This window comes from Gordonia tangerina, assembly GCF_021556435.1.
Classification (GTDB): Bacteria; Actinomycetota; Actinomycetes; order Mycobacteriales; family Mycobacteriaceae; genus Gordonia; species Gordonia tangerina.
Genome location: NZ_JAKGCU010000002.1, coordinates 118,003 through 143,109, shown reverse-complemented (window position 1 = coordinate 143,109; position 25,107 = coordinate 118,003). Strand labels below are relative to the sequence as shown.

Annotated in this window: 25 protein-coding genes and 4 tRNA genes; 23 read left to right on the top strand and 6 right to left on the bottom strand. The window is 67.2% G+C overall.

The genetic code is table 11. The features are described from left to right. The first annotated feature begins 109 nt into the window (after positions 1–109). Positions 110–1,096 carry an alpha/beta hydrolase gene (locus L1892_RS03845; protein ID WP_372474954.1) on the top strand — a complete coding sequence of 329 codons (987 nt, stop codon included), beginning with the start codon at positions 110–112 and terminating at the stop codon, positions 1,094–1,096. A gap of 145 nt (positions 1,097–1,241) precedes the next feature. Here L1892_RS03845 and L1892_RS03840 read toward each other — a convergent pair. The 3 genes from L1892_RS03840 to L1892_RS03830 all read right to left on the bottom strand — a co-directional run bounded on the left by L1892_RS03840 (position 1,242) and on the right by L1892_RS03830 (position 1,502). Beyond that, positions 1,242–1,316 (bottom strand) — tRNA-Val (locus L1892_RS03840). A gap of 17 nt (positions 1,317–1,333) precedes the next feature. Beyond that, positions 1,334–1,407 (bottom strand) — tRNA-Cys (locus tag L1892_RS03835). A gap of 22 nt (positions 1,408–1,429) precedes the next feature. After that, a tRNA-Gly gene (locus tag L1892_RS03830) sits at positions 1,430–1,502 on the bottom strand. Between the two features lie 232 nt (positions 1,503–1,734). Between L1892_RS03830 and L1892_RS03825 the strand changes: the two genes are divergently transcribed. Both L1892_RS03825 and L1892_RS03820 read left to right on the top strand, forming a co-directional pair. Further along, positions 1,735–1,809, top strand: a tRNA-Val gene (locus tag L1892_RS03825). A 79-nt stretch (positions 1,810–1,888) separates the two neighbouring features. After that, the gene (locus L1892_RS03820; RefSeq protein ID WP_235722124.1) at positions 1,889–2,359 is read left to right on the top strand and encodes a heme-binding beta-barrel domain-containing protein; all 471 of its coding nucleotides are present in this window, start codon (positions 1,889–1,891) and stop codon (positions 2,357–2,359) included. Positions 2,360–2,413: 54 nt separating this feature from the next. On the opposite strand, the gene L1892_RS03815 is transcribed toward L1892_RS03820, so the two are convergent. Continuing rightward, positions 2,414–2,821 (bottom strand): YybH family protein, encoded by a 408-nt coding sequence (locus tag L1892_RS03815; RefSeq protein ID WP_235722123.1) that lies wholly within the window; start codon positions 2,819–2,821, stop codon positions 2,414–2,416. 108 nt (positions 2,822–2,929) lie between these two features. Here L1892_RS03815 and L1892_RS03810 point away from each other — a divergent pair, with 108 nt between their 5' ends. Continuing rightward, complete coding sequence (locus L1892_RS03810) at positions 2,930–4,354, top strand: carboxylesterase/lipase family protein (RefSeq protein ID WP_235722122.1); 1,425 nt, start codon at positions 2,930–2,932, stop codon at positions 4,352–4,354. A 48-nt stretch (positions 4,355–4,402) separates the two neighbouring features. Here the strand turns inward: L1892_RS03810 and L1892_RS24840 are convergent, their stop codons facing one another. Continuing rightward, positions 4,403–6,493 (bottom strand): FUSC family protein, encoded by a 2,091-nt coding sequence (locus L1892_RS24840; protein ID WP_235722121.1) that lies wholly within the window; start codon positions 6,491–6,493, stop codon positions 4,403–4,405. Between the two features lie 342 nt (positions 6,494–6,835). On the opposite strand from L1892_RS24840, the gene L1892_RS03800 reads away from it, so the two are divergent. The 13 genes from L1892_RS03800 to L1892_RS03740 all read left to right on the top strand — a co-directional run bounded on the left by L1892_RS03800 (position 6,836) and on the right by L1892_RS03740 (position 18,296). Beyond that, the gene (locus L1892_RS03800; RefSeq protein ID WP_235722371.1) at positions 6,836–7,234 is read left to right on the top strand and encodes a TIGR02611 family protein; all 399 of its coding nucleotides are present in this window, start codon (positions 6,836–6,838) and stop codon (positions 7,232–7,234) included. Positions 7,235–7,377: 143 nt separating this feature from the next. Next, positions 7,378–9,450 carry a threonine--tRNA ligase gene (gene thrS / locus L1892_RS03795; RefSeq protein ID WP_235722120.1) on the top strand — a complete coding sequence of 691 codons (2,073 nt, stop codon included), beginning with the start codon at positions 7,378–7,380 and terminating at the stop codon, positions 9,448–9,450. Further along, positions 9,443–9,994 carry an ATP adenylyltransferase gene (locus tag L1892_RS03790; RefSeq protein ID WP_235722119.1) on the top strand — a complete coding sequence of 184 codons (552 nt, stop codon included), beginning with the start codon at positions 9,443–9,445 and terminating at the stop codon, positions 9,992–9,994. Before thrS ends, L1892_RS03790 begins: the two co-directional genes overlap by 8 nt. Before the next feature lie 34 nt (positions 9,995–10,028). Continuing rightward, the gene (gene pgsA, locus L1892_RS03785) at positions 10,029–10,727 is read left to right on the top strand and encodes a phosphatidylinositol phosphate synthase (protein ID WP_235722118.1); all 699 of its coding nucleotides are present in this window, start codon (positions 10,029–10,031) and stop codon (positions 10,725–10,727) included. A 5-nt stretch (positions 10,728–10,732) separates the two neighbouring features. Next, entirely contained in the window at positions 10,733–11,722 is a 990-nt protein-coding gene (locus L1892_RS03780; RefSeq protein ID WP_235722117.1) for a phosphatidylinositol mannoside acyltransferase, read from the top strand. Continuing rightward, complete coding sequence (locus L1892_RS03775; RefSeq protein ID WP_235722116.1) at positions 11,719–12,843, top strand: glycosyltransferase family 4 protein; 1,125 nt, start codon at positions 11,719–11,721, stop codon at positions 12,841–12,843. Before L1892_RS03780 ends, L1892_RS03775 begins: the two co-directional genes overlap by 4 nt. Before the next feature lie 12 nt (positions 12,844–12,855). Next, positions 12,856–13,392 (top strand): LemA family protein, encoded by a 537-nt coding sequence (locus tag L1892_RS03770; protein WP_235722115.1) that lies wholly within the window; start codon positions 12,856–12,858, stop codon positions 13,390–13,392. 79 nt (positions 13,393–13,471) lie between these two features. Further along, a complete protein-coding gene (gene pdxS / locus L1892_RS03765) occupies positions 13,472–14,440 on the top strand; it encodes a pyridoxal 5'-phosphate synthase lyase subunit PdxS (RefSeq protein ID WP_308191650.1) in 969 nt (322 codons plus the stop codon). A 26-nt stretch (positions 14,441–14,466) separates the two neighbouring features. Further along, entirely contained in the window at positions 14,467–15,288 is an 822-nt protein-coding gene (locus L1892_RS03760; RefSeq protein ID WP_235722114.1) for a PP2C family protein-serine/threonine phosphatase, read from the top strand. Positions 15,289–15,372: 84 nt separating this feature from the next. Further along, positions 15,373–15,912 (top strand): helix-turn-helix transcriptional regulator, encoded by a 540-nt coding sequence (locus L1892_RS03755; RefSeq protein ID WP_235722113.1) that lies wholly within the window; start codon positions 15,373–15,375, stop codon positions 15,910–15,912. A gap of 54 nt (positions 15,913–15,966) precedes the next feature. Beyond that, positions 15,967–16,821, top strand: coding sequence for an acyl-CoA thioesterase (locus L1892_RS03750; RefSeq protein WP_235722112.1), 855 nt, complete (start codon positions 15,967–15,969; stop codon positions 16,819–16,821). Next, positions 16,818–17,447 (top strand): pyridoxal 5'-phosphate synthase glutaminase subunit PdxT, encoded by a 630-nt coding sequence (gene pdxT / locus L1892_RS03745; protein ID WP_235722111.1) that lies wholly within the window; start codon positions 16,818–16,820, stop codon positions 17,445–17,447. The genes L1892_RS03750 and pdxT overlap by 4 nt, the downstream gene beginning before the upstream one ends. 96 nt (positions 17,448–17,543) lie before the next feature. Next, a complete protein-coding gene (locus tag L1892_RS03740) occupies positions 17,544–18,296 on the top strand; it encodes a YebC/PmpR family DNA-binding transcriptional regulator (RefSeq protein WP_235722110.1) in 753 nt (250 codons plus the stop codon). 6 nt (positions 18,297–18,302) lie between these two features. Here the strand turns inward: L1892_RS03740 and L1892_RS03735 are convergent, their stop codons facing one another. Further along, positions 18,303–18,923: a nucleoside/nucleotide kinase family protein gene (locus tag L1892_RS03735; RefSeq protein WP_235722109.1), complete on the bottom strand. Its 621-nt coding sequence runs from the start codon at positions 18,921–18,923 to the stop codon at positions 18,303–18,305. A 179-nt stretch (positions 18,924–19,102) separates the two neighbouring features. Between L1892_RS03735 and ruvC the strand changes: the two genes are divergently transcribed. The 6 genes from ruvC to secF all read left to right on the top strand — a co-directional run bounded on the left by ruvC (position 19,103) and on the right by secF (position 25,101). After that, positions 19,103–19,771, top strand: coding sequence for a crossover junction endodeoxyribonuclease RuvC (gene ruvC / locus L1892_RS03730; protein WP_235722369.1), 669 nt, complete (start codon positions 19,103–19,105; stop codon positions 19,769–19,771). Continuing rightward, on the top strand, positions 19,768–20,367 hold the full coding sequence (gene ruvA / locus L1892_RS03725) for a Holliday junction branch migration protein RuvA (protein ID WP_235722108.1): 600 nt from the start codon (positions 19,768–19,770) through the stop codon (positions 20,365–20,367). The genes ruvC and ruvA overlap by 4 nt, the downstream gene beginning before the upstream one ends. A gap of 28 nt (positions 20,368–20,395) precedes the next feature. Beyond that, positions 20,396–21,484, top strand: a complete 1,089-nt coding sequence (gene ruvB / locus L1892_RS03720) for a Holliday junction branch migration DNA helicase RuvB (protein WP_235722107.1) — start codon at positions 20,396–20,398, stop codon at positions 21,482–21,484. A 160-nt stretch (positions 21,485–21,644) separates the two neighbouring features. Then, a complete protein-coding gene (yajC, locus tag L1892_RS03715; RefSeq protein WP_235722106.1) occupies positions 21,645–22,061 on the top strand; it encodes a preprotein translocase subunit YajC in 417 nt (138 codons plus the stop codon). Between the two features lie 164 nt (positions 22,062–22,225). After that, positions 22,226–23,863 (top strand): protein translocase subunit SecD, encoded by a 1,638-nt coding sequence (gene secD / locus L1892_RS03710; RefSeq protein WP_235722105.1) that lies wholly within the window; start codon positions 22,226–22,228, stop codon positions 23,861–23,863. After that, positions 23,860–25,101 (top strand): protein translocase subunit SecF, encoded by a 1,242-nt coding sequence (gene secF, locus L1892_RS03705; protein WP_235722104.1) that lies wholly within the window; start codon positions 23,860–23,862, stop codon positions 25,099–25,101. The genes secD and secF overlap by 4 nt, the downstream gene beginning before the upstream one ends. Positions 25,102–25,107: the final 6 nt, after the last annotated feature.

Sequence of the window (25,107 nt, the reverse complement as noted above, 5' to 3'; positions counted from 1 at the left end):
GTATTGCCCCCGGAGCCGACGCATTCGTGTTTCACTGTCGTTGATCATCTCGGCGGTGGGGGCCGCGAGGTGGCCGGCCGTGGTCGGGATTCTGTGGGGGAGACAAGCAATGTGGCAGAGATCTGCCGTTCTGGTCGTCGCAGCATGTTTGATGATCGGCGTGGGGGGATGGGCAGGCGGGCCCGCCGCGGCCGTACCCGATGCGCGCGGGCCGTCTCGAATACTCGCGATGTCCATGACGACCCCTAACCACGCGACGGTGACCGTGTATTCGCGGGCGATGGATCGACCGATCCGCGTGTCGGTTCTTGTGCCCGCACGGCGGGACCGGGAGCGGCCGACCTGGTATCTCCTGGACGGAATCGACGGCGGCGTCTACACCAATTACACCCAGAGCGGCTGGACCTACCAGACCGATATCGCCGAGTTCATGGCTGACAATGCGGTCAACGTGGTGCTGCCGATCGGCGGTACCGGTTCCTACTACACAGACTGGTCTACGGCCGACCCGGTGCTCGGGAACAACCGGTGGGAGACGTTTCTCACCGAAGAGTTGCCGCCACTGATTGATTCGCGTTTTCAGGGTAGCGGCGTGAACGCCATCGGTGGGCTCTCCATGGGCGCCCTCGGCGCCATGTCGATCGCTGTGCGCCATCCCGACCTGTACACGGCGGTGGCCGCATTCAGCGGGTGCCTCGACCAGGGATCGAGTGAGTTCCGACAGGCGACCGCCGCGACCGTGGCAACGCGCGGCGGCAACCCGGACAACATGTGGGGCCCGGTGAGCGGCTCGGAGTGGGCGGCCCACGATCCTGCCGCTCATGTGGCCGCCCTGCGAGGGAAGGTCGTCTACATCTCCAGCGGAAACGGCGTGCCGGACCCGTCGCTGGGCCTCGCCGGCCTCGCGTCGCCGGTTGGTGGTCTCCTGGAAAGTGTCGTCCTGCAGTGCACGTTGGGTTTCAAGGCGCGCGCCGAGAGAGCCGGTGTCAGCGCGACCTACGATTTCCGGCCGGGGCTGCACTCGTGGGGCTACTGGAATCGTGACCTGCATCGTGCGTGGCCGACGATCGCGGGTGGTTTGGGAATCGGGAGCTGAACCACTCAAGGTTTGCGCGTCAGGGGGCGGGCCCCAGGTCGGGTCCGACATCCTCGAGGGCCTTGGCCCGGTTGCCTTTCCGGGGTGCTCGAGCCGCACCAGCCTTCAGATGCACAAAGCCCGCTGCGGGGCAGCGGGCTTTTCGTGGTGCGCGATACTGGGATTGAACCAGTGACCTCTTCCGTGTCAGGGAAGCGCTCTCCCACTGAGCTAATCGCGCGGGATATGCAATTGGTGTGGAGGTGGCGACGGGAATCGAACCCGTGTACACGGCTTTGCAGGCCGTTGCCTCACCACTCGGCCACACCACCAGATGCGAGAGGACTCGCCTCGAGCGGATGACGGGATTCGAACCCGCGACCCTCACCTTGGCAAGGTGATGCGCTACCAGCTGCGCTACATCCGCGTGGTCGGGAGCGATCTTGTGGATCTTTTGTTGCTCTCGACGCGATGAGGAACACTATCCGACGTACTCGCGCTTCGCCAAATCGCCTGGTCAAAGTGCTGTGAGCGGCCAATCGTATGTGCGGCGCCGACCGCTTGAGAATGTTCGGCGCACCCAACGGGCCGATTTGGGGATGCGAGTGGTGAGCGTGTAATCTTCTGCCTCGTGCACAGGCGCCGACGGCGTCTCGCGCGGTCCCGTGGCTCAGTGGAAGAGCGTCCCGTTCACACCGGGAAGGTCGCTGGTTCGATCCCAGCCGGGACCACCAGGAGTCCAGTGAGGCCCTTTCCGCTTTCTGCGGGGAGGGCCTCACTGTTTCGCCGTCGGTGCGGCATTACCCTCGCAGGGTGGATCTTGCCCCGAATCTGACCCCAATCGCCTCTCTCGTCGGCACCTGGACCGGTCCGGGCAGCGGTGAGTATCCGACGATCGAATCGTTCGATTACATCGAGACGATCACCGTCGAGAACATCGGCAAACCCTTCCTGGTCTACCGCCAGCGCACTCGCTCGGCGACAGGGGTTCCGCTGCACACCGAATCCGGATTCCTGCGCGTGCCGGCCGACGGCGTCGTCGAACTCACCCTCGCACAACCGACCGGGCACACCGAACTGTGCGCGGGCACGCTGGAAGTCATCGACGGGGTCGTCGAACTCAGGATGTCCGGCGTCGTGACCGCAACGGCCACGGCCAAATCGGTGGAGGCCACCGAACGTCGATATCGCCTCGACGGAGGCAGCCTGCGCACCGACTTCGCGATGGCGGCGGTCGGTGTGCCGATGACCCACCACCTCACCTCGCAGTTGGACCGGGCCTGAGTCGGGTGGGTGATGTGGCCGACGTCGCCATCGACCGACAGGTGCGCAGTCTCGTCACCGCTCGGGCGAATGCAGGCCATGGGCGCGGATCTGGGAGATGACCCACCGCTCGTCGCTGCGGACGAGCACGTCGGTGAAACCGTGGACGACAACTGCTCTCTTGTCGCCGAGCGAGCGCGCAACCCCCGTCACCCGCGCCCGCCCGTCGACAACCGCGACGTCGTCGGTGACGAACTCGACGCGGTCGATGGTGCTCTCGTGACACGATCCGGCGGCCTCGCCGCCGAGCACTCGGCCCAACACGGCTCGGATCTCACGGTGCCCACGGGCCACCTCGTCACGCGGGCTCACCAGCACGGCGTCGGGATGGAGGCACGCGAGGATGCCGTCGAGGTCACCCCGCTGCCACGCCTCGTCGTAGCGTTGCTCGACATGACGCACGGCAGCGGTCGGGTCGGCCATCACTCCTCCATTCGCCATTCGGGCCCAAGGTAGACCTGCATCGACAACGGAGATCGGCTTCCGAGGATGAGCCACCACAGCCAGCACGGTCGCGTACGGTCGATCGGTATGACTCGTGCTGACGTTGATGCTCCCGCGGTGGACACAACCAGTGGCCGCGTTCGCGGCCTGACTGCCGACGGGATCTTCGCCTATCTCGGAATCTCTTACGCCGCACCACCCGTAGGCGAGGCGGCCTTCGCTGCTCCGGCGCCTCCCGCTGCGTGGGAGGGAGTGCGACCGGCCACCGAGTACGGACCGACCGCCCCGCAGGTCGCCTATCCAGCCCCGATCGCGGCACTGTTCGACAACGCCATCGTGCTCGGCGATGACTACCTGAATCTCAACGTGTGGACCCCGGACCCCAGCGCGGGCGGACTGCCCGTGATGGTGTGGATCCACGGGGGCGCCTTCACACGTGGTTCCAATCGCATCGAGATGTATGCCGGGGACACGTTCGCTCGTGACGGCGTCGTCTGTGTCGGGATCAACTATCGGCTCGGCGCAGCGGGTTTCGCGTCGATCGAGGGGGCGCCGGACAATCGTGGGCTGCTCGATCAGATCGCCGCGCTGGGGTGGGTGCGTGACAACATCGCGGCCTTCGGTGGGGATCCCGACAACGTCACGGTCTTCGGCGAATCCGCCGGAGCGATGAGCATCGCGTCACTGCTGGCCTCGCCACTGGCCACCGGTCTGTTCCGGCGCGCGATCATGCAGAGCGGCAATGGTTCTGCCGCGGCCGATCCGACCGACGCGCGCAAGGTCACTGCTCGTCTCGCGGAGATCCTCGACGTCGATGCGTCCGTCGAGGCCTTGGGCCGTATCGGCGTCGACGACATGCTGCGCGCCCAATCGACGGTGGCGCTGGAACTGATGCTCGACCCGAACCCGGAGGTGTGGGGGCCGACGGTCGTCGACGTCGGTATGGGGATCATGTCACAGTTCCCGGTCGTGGACGGCGAAGTCCTCCCAGCGGTTCCCCGTCAGGCCATCGCCGCGGGTGCCGGAGCCGACATACCGTTGCTCGCGGGCTGGAATGCCGATGAATTCCGCTTCTTCATGGTCGCGACCGGCGGAGCGCAGGCCGTCACCGAGGAGGGCGCGGCAGCGGTCCTGGGTCGCGCGCCCGGTGGCCTCGACCATCTCCGCACTCGGCTCGCTGCCGGGGCGAGTGCCGGTGATGTGCTCAGCGAGGCGCTCACCGCGCGGGCCTTCTCGTCGCCGACCACGGAAATCGCCGAATCCCGGCCGACGGGTTCGACGTACCTGTACGAGTTCGGCTACCGCAGTCCGCAGGCCGACATCCAGGCCGGCCACGCGGTGGAGATCCCGTTCGTCTTCGACCATCTCGCCGCGGCCCATGCGTTGGTCGGACCCGAGCCGGATCAACGTATCGCCGACGACATGCATGACGCATGGGTGAGGTTCGCGAGCATCGGTGGCCCGGGGTGGCCGGCACATGGCGGCGGCGAGGACGTGCGGCGTTTCGTGTGATCCTCGCGCACGCCGTGCCGGTGGGCGGCAAACTGCCGGCGGGCGTCCTCACACCGGTCGGTCCGACCGCGTCTGATGGTCCCACAACAACTCCAGTTCGTTGAGATGTGCTGCGGTCCAGAGCAGGTCGGCGCCTACCCGATGGGCATCGAGCACATCGAGCAGGTCGGCACCGACCGAGGCCGACGCGCGTCGTCGGCCTCCCTCGGTGAGCCAGATGGCGATCTGTGCCGCATGCCGTTCGAGCACCTCTCCGACCCCTGAGCCCGCAGGTGCGCGGCAATCGGGCGTGAGCCGCCCGATCGCTTCTGCGGCCTGTACGGTCCGCACCACTCGTGTCGAGGCATCCAGCACCGGCGTGAGGCCCCCTGGTCCGCCGCCCTTCTCGGCCAGGTACTGGCGTACGTCATCGTCGAACGTCCTCGCCGCGGAATAAGTGTCGGCAACGACCGCGGTATCGAGCGGCCGCTTGCGGGTGACGTGTCGGACCGCGGCGAGCAGAAAACGGGAGCAGGCCACCGCCGCGTCGTCGCTGCCTGCTCGAAGTGCGGTACCGACGTCGCGTGGCCACAGCAGCACGGCCACGACGGCGGCCACGGCCGAACCGATCAGCACATCCTCGATCCGAATCAGCCCGACTTGAAAGCCCACCGGGTCGATCACGTTGAACAGCAACAGAACCGTCACCGTGAAGGCGGCCTGACCCGCGATGAACGACACCACCTCCGGGACGAAGGCGGCCAGGAAGATCGCAGGCGGAAGGGCGAGCCACAACGCCACCGGACCTGTGCCCACCATCGCGAGGAACCCGGCGCCGAGCGCAAACCCGATGACGGTGCCCACAATGGCGCGCAGCACCGAGGATCCGGTGGTGAGCGCGGAACTGCGGAGTACCGACAACGTGCCGAGTACGACCCAGAAACCGTGTTGTACCGAGAGCAACTCGGTGACCGCGACTGCGGCGGCCAGACCCAACCCACCGCGAAGACTGTTTTGCAGACTCACCGACCGCGAGCGCAGATAGCCACGGGTGTAGTGCGGTGACACCAATGGAGCCGGGATCATGCGGCCGTCGGCGCCCCGGCCGGACAGCCCCCGCCCGAGGAGCCGGTCGATCGTTCTTCGCGCATCGGCGGCCCCCGACCAGGCGACGATGCGCCCGACGGTGGCCACCGCAGAATCCACCGCGTGCGAGGCGAGCACGGCAGTTGCCGTGCGGTGATCGGTTGCCGCCGCGAAGTCGTCGAAGGCCTGGTCACGTTCGGAATCCAGCTCTGCCACCAGTTGCTCGAGAGTGCGCATGGCCGATCGGAGTTCGGAGCCGTCGGCCCCCAGTGTCGCCGCTGCCGCACGCAACATCCGTGCCGATGTCGCCGGCGACGACCCGGTCGCCACGGTTCCGGACGACGAGAGGGTCAGACGGTCGGTGAGCCATTCCAGCTCACCGACCACACGCACGAGTGCCCGACTACCCGCCGACAGGCCCACCGGTCGGCACGCGGTCGCCTGGAAACTCGTCCGGAGATCCCGCATGGTCGCGCGTGCCTCGTTGAGATCGCCGTTGCCCGTGACCAGATCGGCGAGCAGGCGACACATCCGGGCGGCTTGCCTGCGCAGCCGGTCGTGATGATGTGGTGCGAGCAGATACAGCGCCGCGGGAACACAACACACCAGGGCTATCGCCCAGCCGAGCAGCCGGTCGCCGACGGCGCTGGGCGCCGCCGGCGTCGCCACCGGCAGCACAAATGTCAACAGCACCGAGCGCTGCGCCGCAGCAAGGGCGGCACTGAGTAACCCGACGAAGATCACGACCACGCCGACCAGGAACATCGTGGCCACCGCGAGCCACGCAGACCGGGACACGAGAGTGGCCACGGTGATCATCACTGCGCCGACGATGCCCAGGCCGAGGTAGCTCGTGGCGCGCGCATGACGGTCGCCGGGGAAATCGGCGAAGACCAGCACGGCGAAGGCACCGAATGCGGCAAACAACGGAGTCTGTGCACCCCCAACCGCCAGACCGAGCGCGAATGACACCGGAATGATCAGTCCGGCACGTACGGCCCTGCGCAGCGCATCGTGATCGGGATCGTGCACACGGAGGTGGTTGCCGAACGCGGCCGGCAGAGTCGAGAGCACCGGTCACCGCCCGATGGGCAGGCCGGAGCGAGCGCGCAGGTCAGGTCCGGTCTGCATCATGGCCACCCGTTGATCACCCGGAGACGTGGGGCAACCGTCGTGAACATCGATAGGTTAACGCCGCCGGGACGGGTTCACGGCGTGTCGGCGAACTCGAGCCGCGGCGTCCATATGCATGGGGGCACCGGTGGACTGACACGTATCCTGGACGCCGTGATCCGCCGGGGTGCCCATCTGCCGACCGTGATCGACGAGACGGGCACCGGCGGATCGATCGTGTCACGAGGAGGGCGGGCCGCGACGGCCCGACGGGCGAGGGAACGGAGTGGCGTGGCGACCAAGATGCGAGTGTGGGCGCGCCAACGCCGATATGTGATCCGGCAGAATCCAACGTTGAACCTCGGGTACCGGGTCGCCATCGGCGTCGTGGGCACGCTGGTACTCGCCGGCGGCGTCGTCGCCATCCCTTACCCAGGCCCGGGGTGGCTGATCGTGTTCGTCGGCCTGGGGATCCTTGCCTCGGAGTTCGGCTGGGCCCACCGGCTGCTGACGTTCGCGCGTGGCAAGTACGACGCCTGGATGGTCTGGATCGGTCGGCAGCATTGGTCGGTCCAGGCCGTCTTCTGGCTGGGCACCGCCGCAGTCGTGGTGGTGACCCTGTGGTTGCTCGGCGCGGTCGGCATGGTCGCCGGATGGTTCAACATCGACGCCGATTGGCTGTCGAGCCCCATCTTGTCGTGACCGCAAGCCGACTGTCCTGACCGAAAGCCTCCTGGGACGGCTCCGGGTGGTTCCCGGTCGTCGGATAGGGCGCAGATACGATCTCTTGAGTAACCCATGCCCATCGACACGACCCCCGTGTCACAACTGCTGAGGAGCGCCTCGTGCCCGACGATCTGCAGGTCACCGCCCCCGCCACGATTCGCGTGCCGGCCGGGACCACCGCGGGCACGGCGCTGCGCGATCACGACCTGCCGAACAAGGGACCCGAGGCCATCGTGGTGGTCCGCGATGCCGCCGGGCAGCTCCGTGACCTGTCCTGGACCCCCGATCTCGACACCGACGTCGAGCCCGTGGCGGCAAACACCGAGGCCGGTCGCAGCGTCATCCGACATTCCTGTGCGCACGTCCTGGCCCAGGCCGTGCAAGAACTCTTCCCGGACGCCAAACTCGGTATCGGTCCGCCGATCAAGGACGGCTTCTACTACGACTTCGACGTCGCCGAGCCGTTCACCCCCGAGGACCTGACGGCTCTCGAGAAGAAGATGAAGCAGATCATCAAGTCGGGTCAGAGGTTCTCGCGGCGCGTGTACGCGTCGAAGGACGCCGCGCGGATGGAGTTGGCGCGCGAGCCCTACAAGCTCGAACTGATCGACGACAAGGGGGCTGCCGCCGACAGCGAGGTGATGGAAGTCGGCGGTGCGGAGCTGACGGCCTACGACAACCTCAATCCGCGCACCGGCGAGACGATCTGGTGCGACCTGTGCCGTGGCCCGCACGTGCCGACCACCAAATACATCGCCGCGTTCAAGCTCACCCGCAGTTCGGCTGCGTACTGGCGTGGTGACCAGAACAATGCCGACCTGCAGCGCGTCTACGGCACCGCCTGGGAGTCGTCGGAAGCCCAGGACGCCTACCTCGAGCTGCTCGCCGAAGCCGAACGCCGTGACCATCGCAAACTCGGCGCCGAACTGGACCTGTTCAGCTTCCCGGACGAACTCGGTTCCGGCCTGCCGGTGTTCCACCCGAAGGGTGGAATCATTCGCAAGGAGCTCGAGGACTACTCGCGGCACCGGCACACCGAATCCGGTTACGAGTTCGTCAACACCCCGCACATCACCAAATCTCACCTCTACGAGATGTCCGGCCATCTCGAGTGGTACGCGGACGGCATGTTCCCGCCGATGCAGCTCGACGCCGAGTTCAACGAGGACGGGTCGGTCCGCAAGCCGGCCCAGGACTACTACCTCAAGCCGATGAACTGCCCGATGCACAACCTGATCTTCCGGTCGCGCGGACGGTCCTACCGCGAACTGCCCTTGCGGCTGTTCGAGTTCGGTTCGGTGTATCGCTACGAGAAGTCCGGTGTCGTCCACGGCCTGACGCGCGTGCGAGGCATGACCCAGGACGACGCCCACATCTACTGCACCCGCGAGCAGATGCGCGACGAACTGCGGTCACTGCTCACCTTCGTGCTCGACCTGCTCTCCGACTACGGGCTCGACGATTACTACCTCGAGCTCTCGACGAAGGACCCCAAGAAGTTCGTCGGTGACGACGCATCCTGGGAGATCGCGACCAACACCCTGGCCGAGGTGGCCCGGGAGTCCGGGCTGGACCTGGTGCCCGACCCAGGGGGTGCGGCGTTCTACGGCCCCAAGATCTCGGTGCAGGTGAAGGACGCGCTCGGGCGCAACTGGCAGATGTCGACCATCCAGCTCGACTTCAACCAGCCCGAACGATTCGAACTCGAGTACACCGGCGCCGACGGCGCCAAGCACCGTCCGGTGATGATCCACCGGGCGCTGTTCGGCTCGATCGAACGGTTCTTCGGCGTCCTCACCGAGCACTACGCGGGGGCGTTCCCGGCCTGGCTGGCTCCGGTGCAGGTGGTCGGTATCCCCGTGGCCGAGGCCTTCGCCGATCATCTGCAGGGGGTGATCGACCGGCTCAAGGTTGCCGGCATACGCGCGGAGGTCGATTACTCCGACGACCGGATGCAGAAGAAGATTCGCACCCACACCAAGGCCAAGGTCCCGTTCATGCTGCTCGCCGGCGAGCGCGACGTGACCGCCGACGCGGTGAGTTTCCGGTTCCGCGACGGGTCGCAGGTCAACGGGGTGTCGGTGGATACCGCGGTGGCGCTCATCACCGATTGGGTTGCGCAGCGACGCAACGATTCTCCGACGGAGGCGGCCATCGACACGGCGGACCGGGCGGGCACCGCCGATGGCTGACGACGATCGCACGATCCGGGATTGCGGCACCGGGGATCCCGATCGCCTGCAGCGGTTGTGGAGTCCCCATCGGATGACCTACATCACCGCCGACCCGCCGCCGTCGGAGAAAGCAACGGGCCATCCTTTCCTCGACATCCCGACGATGTCGGATGAGGAGGGGCTCATCGTCGCGCGCGGCGAGGCTGTGTACGCCGTGCTCAACCTCTACCCGTACAACCCTGGGCATACGATGATAGTGCCGTATCGGCAGGTTGCGGATCTCGAGGCGCTGACCGTCGACGAATCCGCCGAGCTGATGGCGTTCACCCAGAAAATGCTGCGGACCATCAAAGCGGTCTCCAACCCCAACGCGTTCAATGTCGGTCTCAACCTCGGATACGCGGCGGGTGGATCGCTCGCCGAGCACCTGCATCAGCACATCGTGCCGCGGTGGATCGGCGACGCGAACTTCATCACGGTTGTCGGCGAGACGAAAGTCATGCCACAGTTGCTGCGCGACACCCGTTCGCTGCTCGCCGCGGCGTGGCACGAACAGTCGTGACGCACGCCGGTCGGGGGAGGAAAGGAGCGGGCAGATGCTGAGCATCCGAGGCCGGGCCTCGGTGTCGAAGGTCACCCTACCGCTGGGTCGGGCCCTCCTGCGCACCGGTCTCACACCCGACATCATGACCCTCATCGGCACCACGGCGACGATCGTCGCCGCGCTGACGCTGTTCCCGATGGGTTATCTGTTCGTCGGCACCCTGGTCATCTGGCTGTTCGTGATGTTCGACATGCTCGACGGTGCGATGGCCCGGGCGCGTGGCGGCGGCACCCGGTTCGGAGCGGTACTCGACGCCACCTGCGACCGGATCGCCGACGGCGCCATCTTCGCCGGCCTGGCGTGGTGGTGTGCGGTCACCGAACCCCACGACCTGCTGCTCGTCGCCACGCTGATCTGTCTGGTGACCTCCCAGGTCATCTCGTATGCGAAGGCGCGGGCCGAGGCCAGCGGCCTCAACGGTGACGGGGGATGGATCGAGCGGCCCGATCGCCTGATCATCGTGCTCGTCGGAGCCGGGTTCACCGGCCTGGGTATCGGATGGGCAATTCACGTCGCAATGTGGGTGCTCGCGGTGCTGTCGGTGATCACGGTGGGCCAGCGCATGTGGTCGATCTACTCATCGCCGGGTGGGCGCGATCTGATTCCGTTGGCCGCGCAGGAATCCGAGGATGCCGAGGATTCCGACGAGGAACCGCCGACCGGCACACAACGCGAGGCAGGGGCACACTGACACCCATGGGGGACGGTCACAACCCTTCGACGATCTCGCTGAGCGCACGATTGTCCGACCTCGGGTATGCAGCCGGGTGGGCGGCCGTCCGCCACGCACCCGAATCACTGGCGCGGGGAGCCTTCGACCGCGTGGGCAACATCGTCGGACGACGGCACGGTGGCCCGGACCAACTGCGGCGCAATCTCTCCCGTGTCCTCGGCGTGGACCCCGACGACGTGCCCGACGACCTGGTGGCCGCAGCGGTCCGCTCCTACGCCCGGTACTGGTGCGAAGCCTTCCGGCTCCCGGCGCTGGACCTCGCGCAGACCGCGTCCACGGTCACCGTTCCGCCCGCCGACCGCGCGCACGTCGACGCCGCGCTCGCCGGGGGAAAGGGCGTGATCCTGACGCTGCCGCACACCGGCAACTGGGATATGGCCGGAGTCTGGCTGGTACAGAACTACGGGCGATTCGCCACCGTCGCCGAACGTCTGGAACCCGAGTCGCTGTTCACGCGGTTCGTCGCTTACCGGGAATCGCTGGGCTTCGAGATCTTCCCACTCAGCGGCGGCGAACAGCCGCCGTTCGGGCTCCTCGCCGATCGGCTGCGCGACAACGGGATCGTCTGCCTCCTCGGTGAACGCGATCTGGCGCACCACGGTGTCCCCGTGGACTTCTTCGGCGAGAAGACAAGGATGCCGGCGGGGTCGGCGCGGCTGGCCATCGAGACCGGCGCAGCACTGTTACCCGTCCACCACTGGTTCACCGAGCCACCCACATCACGCATCTGCTGTGGCGCACCGATCGACGTCTCCGGCGGGGTGGAGGCGGCCACCCAGGCGCTCGCCGACGCGTTCGCCCGTAACATCGCCGCCCACCCGCAGGACTGGCACATGCTGCAGCCGCTCTGGGAGGCCGACTGGTCGGCGGCGCGGCGTGCGCGTATCGAGGCCGCTGGCGAGGGCAGTGCGGCCCCGACACGCGAGACCGGCCGCGAGGAGTGGCGGCGATGAGGATCGGGATGATCTGCCCGTACTCCTTCGACGTGCCCGGCGGCGTGCAGGCGCACGTCGTCGAGCTCGCGCAGGTGTTCATCGAACGCGGTCACGAAGTGAGCGTGCTGGCGCCCTCGGCGCCGCAGACCCCGCTTCCCGATTACGTGGTGTCGGCGGGGCCGGCCTTGGCGATTCCCTACAACGGGTCGGTGTCGCGCGTGAACTTCAGCCCGACCGGCTATCTGCGACTCCGAGCGTGGATCGACGAGTACGGATTCGACGTGTTGCACGTTCACGAGCCGAACGCGCCGAGCATCTCGATGTTGTCGCTGATGGTCGCGTCCGGCCCGATCGTGACCACCTTTCACACCTCGACCACCCGATCGATGTGGCTGTCGGTGTTCCAGGGCATTCTGCGGCCCTATCACGAACGCATCGCCGGAAAGATCGCCGTCTCGGAACTGGCCCGGCGCTGGCAGATGGAATCGTTGGGCTCCGACGCGGTGGAGATCCCCAACGGCATCGACGCCGCCTCCTTCGCCGACGCCGAACCCCTCGACGGCTACCCGTGGCCGGGTCGCACCGTGCTGTTCCTGGGACGCTACGACGAGCCGCGCAAGGGCATCGACATCCTCATGCGTGCGCTACCCGCTGTCGTCGCGGAGTTCCCCGACATCCGGGTCCTCGTCGTCGGCGGCGGCAACGAGCGTGCCCTGCGCCGACGTGCCGGTGGGCTCGCGGATCGTTTGGTCTTCCTCGGTCAGGTCGATGACAAGACCAAGGCGCGGGCGCTGCGTTCGGCAGACGTGTACTGCGCACCCAATCTGGGCGGTGAGAGCTTCGGGATCGTGCTGGTCGAGGCGATGGCCGCCGGCGCGGCAGTCCTCGCGAGCGATCTCAACGCATTTCGGCGGGTCCTCGACGACGGTCGGGCCGGCCGTCTGGTCTCCACCGGGTCGGTCGATGAACTCGGCGCCGCCCTCGTCGACCTGCTCGCCGACGACGATGCGCGGGCCGAACTCGTCGCGGCGGGTCGCCGTCGCGCCGATCGATACGACTGGTCGCGGGTGGCCGATCAGATCCTGCGCGTGTACGAGACCGTGACCGTGGGGGCCGGGTCCGTCGTGGTGGCCGAGTAGGGAGGGCACGCAATGACCATCTCGGGTTGGACCGTCGCGCTGATCGTGGCGATCGTGTTCGTCGTCGTGCTCGCCGCCGGCTGGGCCTTCCAGACCGCGAACCGACTTGACCGGCTCAACGTCCGCGTCGACCTGGCGCGCCAGGCTCTCGACGCCGCGCTGGCGCGCCGCGCGGTGGTCGCCCGGTCCATCGCAGCCGGGATGATCGCCGGCTACGACGACCAGGTCCGGGCGGTGGGACAGGACCTGGCGGCCGCGGCCGATCAGGCCGAGCATGCTGTGCCGGACTCGCGGGAGCAGGCCGAGAACGCCGTCTCGACGTTGCTCGCCCAACTCGACACCGGGTCGCGTCCGCAGGGCCTCGTGGTAGAGCTCGCCGACGCCGAGACCCGCATCATGATGGCCCGACGGTTCTACAACGACGCGGTGCGTGACACCCGCAATCTGGCCGAGCGTCGGCTCGTGGTGTGGCTGCATCTGGGCGGCACCGCCGAACTGCCGCAGTTCTTCGAGATCGTCGAACGGGTCACCCCGGCGAGCGGTTCCTGACCTCGCCTAGACTTGTGGGACAGCCCGCCTCACGCGGACCCGGCACCAGGTGCCGGAATGACGACATCAGGAGACATCAGTGAGTCAATTCCAGTCAGGGAACAATCCCGGACCGGACACCCCGAACACCGTCAACGGCCACGGCGGGCACGACCCGGCGCCGACCGTCGGGCAGGGTACCGCCCGGGTGAAGCGCGGCATGGCCGAGATGCTCAAGGGTGGCGTCATCATGGATGTGGTCACCGCTGAGCAGGCCAAGATCGCCGAGGATGCCGGTGCGGTGGCGGTGATGGCGCTCGAGCGCGTCCCGGCCGACATCCGTGCCCAGGGTGGTGTCTCGCGGATGAGCGATCCCGACATGATCGACGGGATCATCTCGGCGGTGTCGATCCCGGTGATGGCCAAGGCGCGGATCGGGCATTTCGTGGAGGCTCAGGTGCTGCAGAGCCTCGGCGTGGACTACGTCGACGAGTCGGAGGTGTTGACCCCGGCCGACTATGCCAATCACATCGACAAGTGGGCGTTCACGGTGCCGTTCGTGTGTGGCGCCACCAATCTGGGTGAGGCGTTGCGCCGGATCACCGAGGGTGCGGCGATGATCCGTTCCAAGGGGGAGGCCGGCACCGGTGACGTGTCGAACGCGACCACGCACATGCGCAAGATCCGCGATGAGATCCGCCGGTTGACGTCGTTGCCCACAGACGAGCTGTATGTGGCGGCCAAGGAGCTGCAGGCGCCCTACGACCTGGTCGTCGAGGTCGCGCAGGCCGGCAAACTGCCGGTCACGCTGTTCACCGCCGGTGGTATCGCCACCCCGGCCGATGCGGCGATGATGATGCAACTCGGTGCCGAGGGTGTGTTCGTCGGGTCGGGGATCTTCAAGTCGGGTAACCCGGCTCAGCGTGCGGCGGCGATCGTGCAGGCCACCACCTTCCACGACGATCCCGACGTGCTGGCGAAGGTGTCGCGCGGGCTCGGTGAGGCGATGGTCGGCATCAACGTCGACGACATTCCGCAGCCACACCGCCTCGCCGAACGAGGCTGGTAGCCGATCTGCCGTAGGATCTGCTGATCATGGACGCGGCGACCATCGTGCGGGACGAGTCCCGCTGCGGCACCGACACCCTGGCCGGCCTGCATCTCGATTGGGCCGCCGTGTGCAATGTGGGACGGGTCCGGGAGGCCAATGAGGACGCCGCCCTCATCGCGCCGGGGAAGTATCTGCTCGCCGACGGGATGGGTGGACACGACAGCGGTGAGGTCGCCAGTGAGACGGCATTGCTGACGCTGGCCGACGTTGACAGCCTGCACGATCAGACGCAGACCCAACTCGAGCTGATCGAATCCCTCACCCGGGCGCAGGATCGCATCGGTGAGATCGCGACCGAGACCGAGCGCCGCGCCGGAACGACGGCCACCGGTGCGGTGCTGGTGACACACGACCACGCACCGCACTGGTTGGTGCTCAACATCGGAGACTCGCGGACCTACCGGATGCAGGCCGGGGTGCTGACCCAGTTGACCGTCGACCATTCGCAGGTCCAGGAGTTCGTCGACGCCGGTTTCCTGACCCCCGAACAGGCCCGGGTCGATCCGCGGCGCAATGTGATCACGCGCGCGCTGGGCGCGGGAATTGTGGAGCCCGAGGCCGACTTCTTCTCGATGCCGGCGTTGCCCGGCGACACGCTCCTGGTGTGTTCGGACGGTCTCACCGGTGAGCTGCCCGACGAGGAGATCGCCGAGATCCTCGCCGACGCCGACGGTGCCGAGAAGGCTGCCGCGGCACTGGTGGACGCCGCCTTGGCGCTCGGCGCCCACGACAACGTGACGGTGGTGGTCGTCGCCGTACGGGCGGCGTCCGCCGACGGCGACGATGTCGATGCCCACGACAATTGACGGGAACCTCACGGCGGGCTGCTGCGTCTAACTCACGACAGCGGGCCAGACACCTCGTCTGCCCCACGAGGAGTGAGGACAATCATGACCGGCATCGCCCATCAGATCGCGCCACGTCACGCAGCTGTTCGCCCCGCTACTCATCGCACAGTGCGTGGCGCCGATCGGGTCGGCGGTGCGCGCGAGGCCCGTCGCGAAGCCGAGGCTCTGCGCAGGCGGCAGGAGGCGCTCGCGCGGCTCGCGCAGCGTCGGATGCCGCTGCCGGGATCGGCTGAGCACACCGACGGCCTGCGTCACGAGTCACGAGAGGCTACCGCCATGACGCTGGTCACCGACGATGCGGTGGCCGGTGTGGGATCGTCGCGCTGTATGTGCGGTGCCCCAGCCGCCGGTCTCGAGAGTCCCACGCTGACCGTCCGGGAGATCGAGGTGCTTCGGACCTGGTTGATGCTGGAGACGAAACCCGCTGTGGCGCAATCGTTGTACATTTCACTCGGCACGGTGAACACCCATCTCACGCGCATTCGGGCCAAGTACGCCGATGTCGGTCGGCCGGCGCCGACAAAGGCGGCCCTGGTGGCGCGGGCGGTCCAGGATGGCTTGATCACCCTCGACGAACTCTGACGCGGCCCCACCGCACCGAACAGATCGCGACGGTGCGCGCGATACTGTTTTCCCGTGGCAACCATCGAGGAGATCCTCCAGGTCGAGGCGATCGAGACCGACATCTACCGCGGGCCGGCGTTCCGTAGCCATCTGCAACGCACCTTCGGCGGCCAGGTCGCAGGCCAGGCTCTCATGTCGGCGACGCGCACCGTCGACGCCGACTTCGCGGTGCACTCGCTGCACGGCTACTTCCTCCGTCCGGGGAACCCCGACCTGCCGGCGGTGTTTCTCGTCGACCGCATTCGCGACGGCCGGTCGTTCACGACGCGCCGGGTGACCGGCATCCAGCAGGGCGAGGCCATCTTCACCATGTCGGCGTCGTTTCATGTGCGGACCGACCACGGCATCGAGCATCAGGACCGGATGCCCCCGGTTCCGTCGCCCGACGATCTACCCGACCAGATGAACGAGCTGTCCGACGAAGCGAAGGCAGTCTTCAAGGAATGGCAGGAGTTCGATCTGCGCCTGGTGCCGCGCGAGCAGATGCCGACCTCGAGCTATTTCGCGGCGCAGCAGCGTGTGTGGTTCCGCCATCGCCGTCGGTTGCCCGATGACCAGGTGTTCCACGTGGGCACGCTCGCCTACATGAGCGACATGACCCTGTTGGGGTCGTCGAAGGTGCCGCATCCGGGGGTGGAACCGCAAGCCGCATCCTTGGACCATGCGATGTGGTTCATGCGGCCGTTCCGCGCCGACGGATGGTTGCTGTACGACCAGACCTCGCCCTCCGCGGACGCCGGGCGTGCGTTGACCCAGGGGCGGATCTTCGATCTGGAGGGTCGGATGGTCGCCGCCGTCACCCAAGAAGGCCTGAGTCGGACGGGGCGCGACATGCCGGCCGATCAGCACGCGCGGCGGGACCGGTGAGCGCCGTCGGAAATCCGCGGATCGGTGTGCTCGCACTGCAGGGTGATGTCCGTGAGCACCTGGCGGCACTGTCCGAGGCCGACGCACAACCGGTGACGGTCCGACGGCCGGCAGAACTCGCCGACGTCGATGCCATCGTCATCCCCGGTGGTGAATCCACCACCATGAGCCACCTGCTCGGTGTCCTGGATCTGTACGACCCACTCCGTGAGCGGCTGGCCGCCGGCATGCCGGCGTATGGGTCGTGCGCCGGCATGATCATGCTGGCCACCACCATCCTCGACACCCGGCCCGACGCCCGTCATCTCGATGCATTGGACATCACTGTGCGGCGCAACGCTTTCGGACGTCAGGTGGCGAGCTTCGAGACAGATCTGCAGTTCCATGGCGTCACCGATTCCGCGGGTGACCCGCCGATGCGGGCGGTGTTCATCCGCGCTCCGTGGGTGGAGTCGATCACGCCCGACGTGCAGGTACTCGCCCGGGTGCCCGAGGGGCCCGCGAAGGACCGGATCGTTGCGGTCCGGCAGAACAACGTCCTGGCCACCTCGTTTCACCCGGAGGTGACCGGGGACCGCCGAGTGCACCGCTACTTCGTGGAGATGGTGCGGGAGTCGGGAGTGTGAGCCTCGACAACCCGCACCGGTAAGATCGAGGAGTTGGGCGGATCGTCATCGCACGGTCACGTTCGTCATTGACGTCTATACGGATGCGGGAGTGTCATGAGCGGCCATTCCAAATGGGCCACCACCAAGCACAAGAAGGCGGCCATCGATGCCAAGCGCGGCAAGATGTTCGCCAAACTGGTCAAGAACATCGAGGTCGCGGCAAGGACCGGTGGCGGCGACCCGGCCGGCAACCCGACACTGTACGACGCCATCCAGAAGGCGAAGAAGACCTCGGTACCCAACGACAACATCGAGCGTGCGCGCAAGCGCGGCGCGGGCGAAGAGGCCGGCGGCGCCGACTGGCAGACCATCATGTACGAGGGCTACGGGCCCAACGGGGTGGCGATCCTCATCGAGTGCCTGACCGACAACCGCAATCGCGCGGCCGGCGAGGTGCGCACCGCGATGACGCGTAACGGCGGCAACATGGCCGATCCCGGCTCGGTGGCGTACTTGTTCACCCGCAAGGGTGTGGTCACGCTGGAGAAGAACGGGCAGTCCGAGGACGACGTTCTGCTGGCCGTACTGGACGCCGGCGCCGAGGAGGTCAACGACCTCGGCGAATCGTTCGAGGTGGTCAGCGAACCGACCGACCTCGTCGCGGTGCGAACGGCGCTGGTCGATGCCGGCATCGACTACGACTCTGCCGAGGCAGCGTTCCGGGCGTCGGTGGACGTACCGGTGGACGCCGAGGGCGCGCGCAAGGTGTTCAAACTCATCGACGCACTCGAGGACTCCGACGACGTGCAGAACGTCTACAGCAACGTCGACGTCAGCGACGAGGTACTCGCCGAACTCGACGCCTGACCGGCGTCATCCCGCACGGCGTCGCATGCGGATGGCCGGCCGGTCCGGGTGGTCGTAGCGCACGTCGATGTCGGCACGCGGGGCATCTTCCGCGCCGGCCAGCAGCGCGGGGATCGTCCAGGCCATACCGGGCGGTGTATGTCTGCGCAGGGCGCCCTCACTCATCAGCAGTGCGATGGTCGTGTCGACGTCGAGTCCGGAACCGAGTAGCAGAGGGCCGGCAATGAGGATGACCTGGTCGGCGGCGGCCGGACGTGGAGCGTCACGAAATGATCGGTCGCGCGGGGCATTCCAGAGTCTGGGCAGCCAGCGACCGTGGTCGCGGACGGCCTCGATCACCTCACGGCGTAAGGCATCGTGGTCGAACCAGATTGCGCGATAACTCTCGGTGTCGGTGTGTCCGTATTCAAGGCGGAGCGAGGCGGGCCGGAGGAAATCGGCCGTCGAGACGACGGCCGCAGCACGACCCCGTGTGGTGAGCCGGGTGGCGACCCGTTCGGCAAGATCGACTGGTCGCGCCGCGTCGGCACCGTCGATCGCCATGATGTGGATGCCTGAGTGGAGTTCGGCGACATCGGCACACATCTGTTCGAGGCGGTCGGGGGTGATCGGTTCATAGGTGGCCATGGCGTCCGCCATTGTGTCGTGTTGCTCACCGGTCCGCACTCGTGCAGTCCGCATTCGTGCGGTCCGAAGTCGTGCGGCGCGCATGCGTGTCACTGCGTGTTGTTCGCGGGTGGTGTCGGATGCGGCCGATAGAATCTCGAACAACTGTTCGGAACATCGAAGCGGTGACGGAGGTGCGTGTGCGCGTGATGGGAGTCGATCCCGGATTGACGCGGTGCGGGATCGCGCTGGTCGAGTCGGGACGCGGGCGCACGGTCACCGCGCTCGACGTCGACGTGGTGCGGACCTCCGCGGACATGGAGCTCGCCGACCGGCTGATGGCGGTGTACACCGCCGCCTGTCACTGGCTCGACGTGCACCAACCCGATGTGGTCGCGATCGAGCGCGTCTTCGCCCAGAATCAGGTGTCGACCGCGATGGGTACCGCGCAGGCCGGCGGGGTCATCGCGCTGGCCGCAGGACAGCGCGACGTCCCGGTGCGGTTTCACACGCCATCTGAGGTCAAGGCCGCGGTCACCGGTAGTGGCCGCGCCGACAAGGCCCAGGTCACTGCGATGGTGACGCGGATTCTGGGGATGCAGACCAAACCTCGACCGGCCGATGCCGCAGACGCGCTGGCGCTGGCGATCTGCCACTGCTGGCGGGGGCCGATGACGGAGAAGATGGCGCAGGCACAGCGCCGTGCCGACGAGCTGGCCCGACGACACCGGTCGCGGATCGCCCAGGCTGGTCGGGAACGCGCAGTGCAACCCGGCGCGACGCATAGCGGCCGGGCCCAGCAGTCCGCGAACCAGACGAACAAGAGCCAGGCGGGTAGGACCCGGGCCGGGAACGGGGGAGTGGCATGATCGCGTCGGTGCGTGGGCCAGTGGTGGATGTGGCCCTCGATCACCTCGTCATCGACTGTGGGGGCGTCGGCTACCGAGTGCTGGTGACGCCGGCGACGGTCGGCGCGGTGCGTCGTGGCGAGGAAGCCACCTTGCTCACGTCGATGATCGTGCGCGAGGACTCGATGACCCTGTACGGGTTCACCGACTCCGATGCGCGAGCGCTGTTCACCCTTCTGCAGACCGTCACCGGTGTCGGGCCACGCCTGGCGATGGCGGTCTTGGCGGTTCTCGAACCCACCTCGCTGCGCCGCGCGCTCGCCGAGTCCGACGTCAAGGCACTGACCACGGTGCCGGGAGTGGGTAAACGGGTAGCGGAGCGACTGGTGGTGGAACTGCGCGACAAGGTCGACGCGCCGACGGCGGGTCAAGCGGGAGTGGCCGCGTCGCCGGTCGCCGGGTCGATTCGTGATCAGGTCGCCGAAGCGCTGGTGGGGTTGGGGTTCACCGCCGCACCGGCCGACAAGGCCGTCACGGCGGTGCTCGCCGACGAGCCCGATGCCGATGCCTCCACCGTGCTACGCAAGTCGTTGGCCCTGATGGGAAAGAGCCGATGAACGACCACATGACAGTGGGGGAGACCGCGTGACAGAGACCTCGCCCGATCCCGACGATCGCCCGGTGAGTCCCGACGAGTTGCATGCCGACGGCGACTTCGACGCGGGGCTGCGGCCGCGATCGCTGGCCGACTTCATCGGTCAACCCCGTGTGTGCGAGCAGCTCGAGCTGGTGCTGCATGGCGCGAAGGGCCGGGGCAGCACCCCCGATCACATCCTGTTGTCGGGCCCACCCGGGCTGGGCAAGACCTCGCTGGCGATGATCATCGCCGCCGAGATGGGGGCCGCCATCCGGGTGACCTCCGGGCCCGCGCTCGAACGCGCCGGTGACCTGGCGGCGATGCTGTCCAACCTCGTCGATGGGGACGTGCTGTTCATCGACGAGATCCATCGCATCGCCCGTCCTGCCGAGGAGATGCTGTACCTCGCCATGGAGGACTTCCGCGTCGACGTCGTCGTCGGCAAGGGGCCGGGTGCCACCTCGATTCCCTTGGACGTCGCCCCGTTCACGCTCGTCGGCGCCACCACTCGATCGGGATCACTCACCGGCCCGCTGCGTGACCGGTTCGGGTTCACCGCGCACATGGAGTTCTACGAGACCGACGACCTCGTGCAGGTGCTGCGCCGATCGGCGGGCATCCTCGGTATCCGGTTGCGCGACGACGCGGCCACCGAGGTCGCGCGGCGGTCGCGGGGCACCCCGCGGATCGCCAATCGTCTGCTGCGCCGCGTCCGCGACTACGCCGAGGTCCGTGGCGACGGCGTGATCACCGTGGATATCGCACGGGCCGGACTCGCCGTCTATGACGTCGATGACCTCGGCTTCGATCGGCTGGACCGTGCCGTGTTGGGATCGCTGGTGCGGGGATTCGGTGGCGGGCCGGTCGGTGTCTCGACGCTCGCGGTGGCAGTCGGGGAGGAACCCGCCACAGTCGAAGAGGTCTGCGAACCGTTCCTCGTGCGGGCCGGGATGATGGCGCGGACCCCACGCGGGCGGGTGGCGACAGCGGCGGCCTGGCATCACCTCGGCCTCACACCACCGGCGGGGGCCATGAATGCCAGTTTCGGGGTGCGTAGCCGCGACGTCATCACCGACAGTCTCTTCGACGACCTGTGACCGGCTCGCGGGACCACCCCACGGGACGTGGCACACTGGTTGGAGCCGCCGGATGAGTTGGTGTGTCCGAGCGTGCCTGCGATCGGCCGCCACCTGAGCGGTCGAAACGGGCAAAAGCCCTGAAATCACCACGACCGAACCGACAAGGATTGTTGCCGTCATGGAGTCCCTCTTCTTCCCCCTTTTGCTGGCCTTGCTGGCCGGATTCATGTTCCTGAGCATCCGTAAGCAGAAGAAGCGCATGACCGAGATGCAGGACATGCAGAACTCCGTGGCCACCGGGGCCCGCGTTCAACTGACGGCCGGCATGTACGCGACCGTCGTCGAGTCCACACCCGATTTCGTCGACCTGGAGATCGCCACCGGTGTGGTGACCCGGTTCAGTCGTCAGGCCATCGTGCGCGTGGTGCCCACCGACGAGGCCGCCGAGACGTACCCGGGTGCGCTGAGCACTCGTCCCGAAGCACTCGACGAGGACGCGGACGCGGGGCAGATCGAGAACCCGGGCACCGAGTCGCGCACCGACGACAGCTACTCCGCCGATCGCCCGGGCGAGGGTACGACCGACGACAAGTGACCCGGGAGCGGGTCGCGCTCGGCGGTCCGCCCGGTCCGAGCCGCAGGTGACCACCGGAGAACCGGTGGTTACCGCGGAGTCAGTAGAGTGAGCGTCCGACCGGATCGGGCGCGCGTGCCGACCGGTCGTGTCCGCACGCGCTTTCCTAGGAGACTAGAACACCTGTGACCACACCCCGCCGGGCGTCGGCGAAGCGGTCGGGACCTCCACGTGAGATTCCACCGTGGAGACCCCTGACCGCATTCTTCGTGTTGTTGGCCGTCGTCTACGGGCTGGTCTTCTTCACCGGAGGTGGATCGCCGACCCCGAAGCTCGGTATCGACCTGCAAGGCGGTACGCGGGTGACGCTCACCGCGCGTACCCCGGACGGGCAGCCTCCCTCGCGCGAGCAGCTCGACCAGGCGAAGCAGATCATCGAGCAGCGCGTCAACGGACTCGGTGTCTCGGGGTCCGAGGTGGTCGTCAACGGCGACAATCTGGTCATCACCGTTCCCGGTGACGACGGCGCCCAGGCGCGCACGCTCGGGCAGACGGCCCGATTGTTCGTCCGACCGGTGGAAAATGTGGCGCCCGCGACGCCACAGCCGGACGCCGACGATCAGAACGCTGAGGGTGGCGACGGACAGAACTCCGCTGCGCAGGACTCTCCCGAGGACGACGCCACGCAGGCGGCCGCCATCGCCGAACAACGCGAACTGCGGCAGGCCCCCGAGGGAGCCAATCTCGACGCGTTGAACGCGCAGATGGCCAAGATGGACTGTTCGCCCGACTCGTATGACGCATTGCAGGGCAATGACCTGCCCGATCAGTACCTCGTCGCCTGTTCAGAGGATGGCAGCGAGGTGTACCTGCTCGGTCCCGAGATCATCGACGGACGCGACATCGCCAACGCGTCGGCGGGTACCACCCAGCAGGCCGGCTCGTGGGTCGTGCAGGTGGAGTTCAAGAACGAGGCGAGGGACTTCTGGCCGACCTACACCGCCCAGAACATCGGTAAGCAGACCGCCTTCACCCTTGACACCAAGGTCGTCTCCGCCCCGCAGATCCAGGGTGCGATCACCACACCCCAGACCGAGATCAGCGGCGACTTCACCCAGCAGGATGCGAAAGACCTCGCCAACGTCCTCAAATACGGTTCGCTGCCGTTGTCCTTCGAGGCGTCCGACGCAGAGACGGTATCGGCGACGCTGGGACTGTCCTCGCTCAAGGCCGGCCTCATCGCCGGAGCCGTCGGCATGATCGCGGTGCTGATCTATGCGCTGCTCTACTACCGGATGCTCGGCATCCTGACGATGCTGTCGTTGGTGCTGGCCGGCGCGATGGTCTACGGGATCATCGTGCTGCTCGGCCGGTGGATCGGTTTCACTCTCGATCTCGCCGGCATCGCCGGACTCATCATCGGTATCGGTATGACCGCCGACTCGTTCGTCGTGTACTTCGAGCGGATCAAGGACGAGATGCGCGAGGGACGAAGTTTCCGCTCCGCGGTGCCTCGCGGTTGGGCCAGTGCCCGCCGCACCATCTGGTCGGGCAACGCGGTCAGCTTCATCGCCGCGGCGGTGATCTATGTGCTGGCCATCGGCGAGGTCCGCGGATTCGCCTTCACATTGGGTCTCACGACGATTCTCGACGTCGTGGTGGTGTTCCTGGTGACTCATCCGCTCGTGGTGCTGGCCAGTCGGTCGGAGTTCTTGTCACGACCGAAGGTCAACGGTCTCGGCGCGGTCAGCGAGGTGGCTCGGCGCCGTCGCGTGGCCGAGCGATCTGAGCGGGTCGCGGCGACGGAAGGATCGGCGAAATGACCAATGCGCAACGCCCCAATTCCGGGCGGGACGGCGGAGGACGCAGCGCCGTGGTCGGCGAGGTCACCTCCGAAACCACAGTCGAGCAGGGACCGGCCGGCCCCTCCGACGCCAACTACGTCGCCGAGAAGGACCGCTCGTTCCTCTCGCGGCTGTACACCGGTACCGGTGCGTTCGGGATCATCCCGTCGCGGCGGACCTGGTACATCGTCACCGCGGTGATCCTCGCCATCTGCATCGGGTCGATCGCCATCCGTGGCTTCACCCTCGGTATCGACTTCGAGGGGGGCACTCAGGTGTCCATCCCTGTTTCGGCCGGCGTCACCACCGACGCCGTCGAAGAGGTGTTCGCCGAGACGCTCGGCGAGGAACCGGAATCGGTGCAGACGGCTGGATCGGGATCCGCCGAGACGGTGCAGGTGCGGACCGAGACCCTCACCGCGGCCCAAACCGAACAGATCACCCGAGCATTGGCTGACCGGTTCGCGCCGGAACTGACCACCGCGGAGGTCAGCTCGTCCGACGTCAGCTCGACTTGGGGCGGCGAGATCACCGAGAAGATGCTGATCGCCCTGGTGGTGTTCTTGGTGATCGTGTTCATCTACATCACGATCCGGTTCGACCGGGAGATGTCGGTGGCAGCGCTCACCTCACTGTTCTTCGACATCATCGTCACCGCCGGTGTCTACTCGCTGGTCGGATGGGAGGTCACTCCGGCAACGGTCATCGGTCTGCTCACCATCCTCGGCTTCTCGATCTACGACACCGTCGTGGTGTTCGACAAGGTCTCCGAGAACACGCGGTCGGTCCTGCAGACCACCCGACGTACCTACGCCGAACAGGCCAACCTCGCGGTCAACCAGACCCTGATGCGCTCGATCAACACCACTGTCATCTCGGTGCTGCCGATCATCGCGTTGATGGTGATCGCGGTCTGGATGCTCGGCGTCGGCACGCTCAAGGACCTCGGCCTCATCCAGCTCGTCGGCGTGGTGGTCGGTGCCTACTCGTCGATCTTCCTGGCGGCCCCGCTGCTGGTGACGTTGAAAGAACGGCGCGCGGACATCTCGCGGCACACCAAACGGGTACTCGATCGCCGCGCCCGTGTGGAGGCGGGCGACGATCTCACCGACGATCCGCGACCGGCCCGTGGCCGCCCGTCGGGCCGCCGGCGCGCCAACCCGGCCGATGCCGACGCGCCCCAGACCCCGACCGGGAAGCCACGCCGGGCGCGTTAATGTACG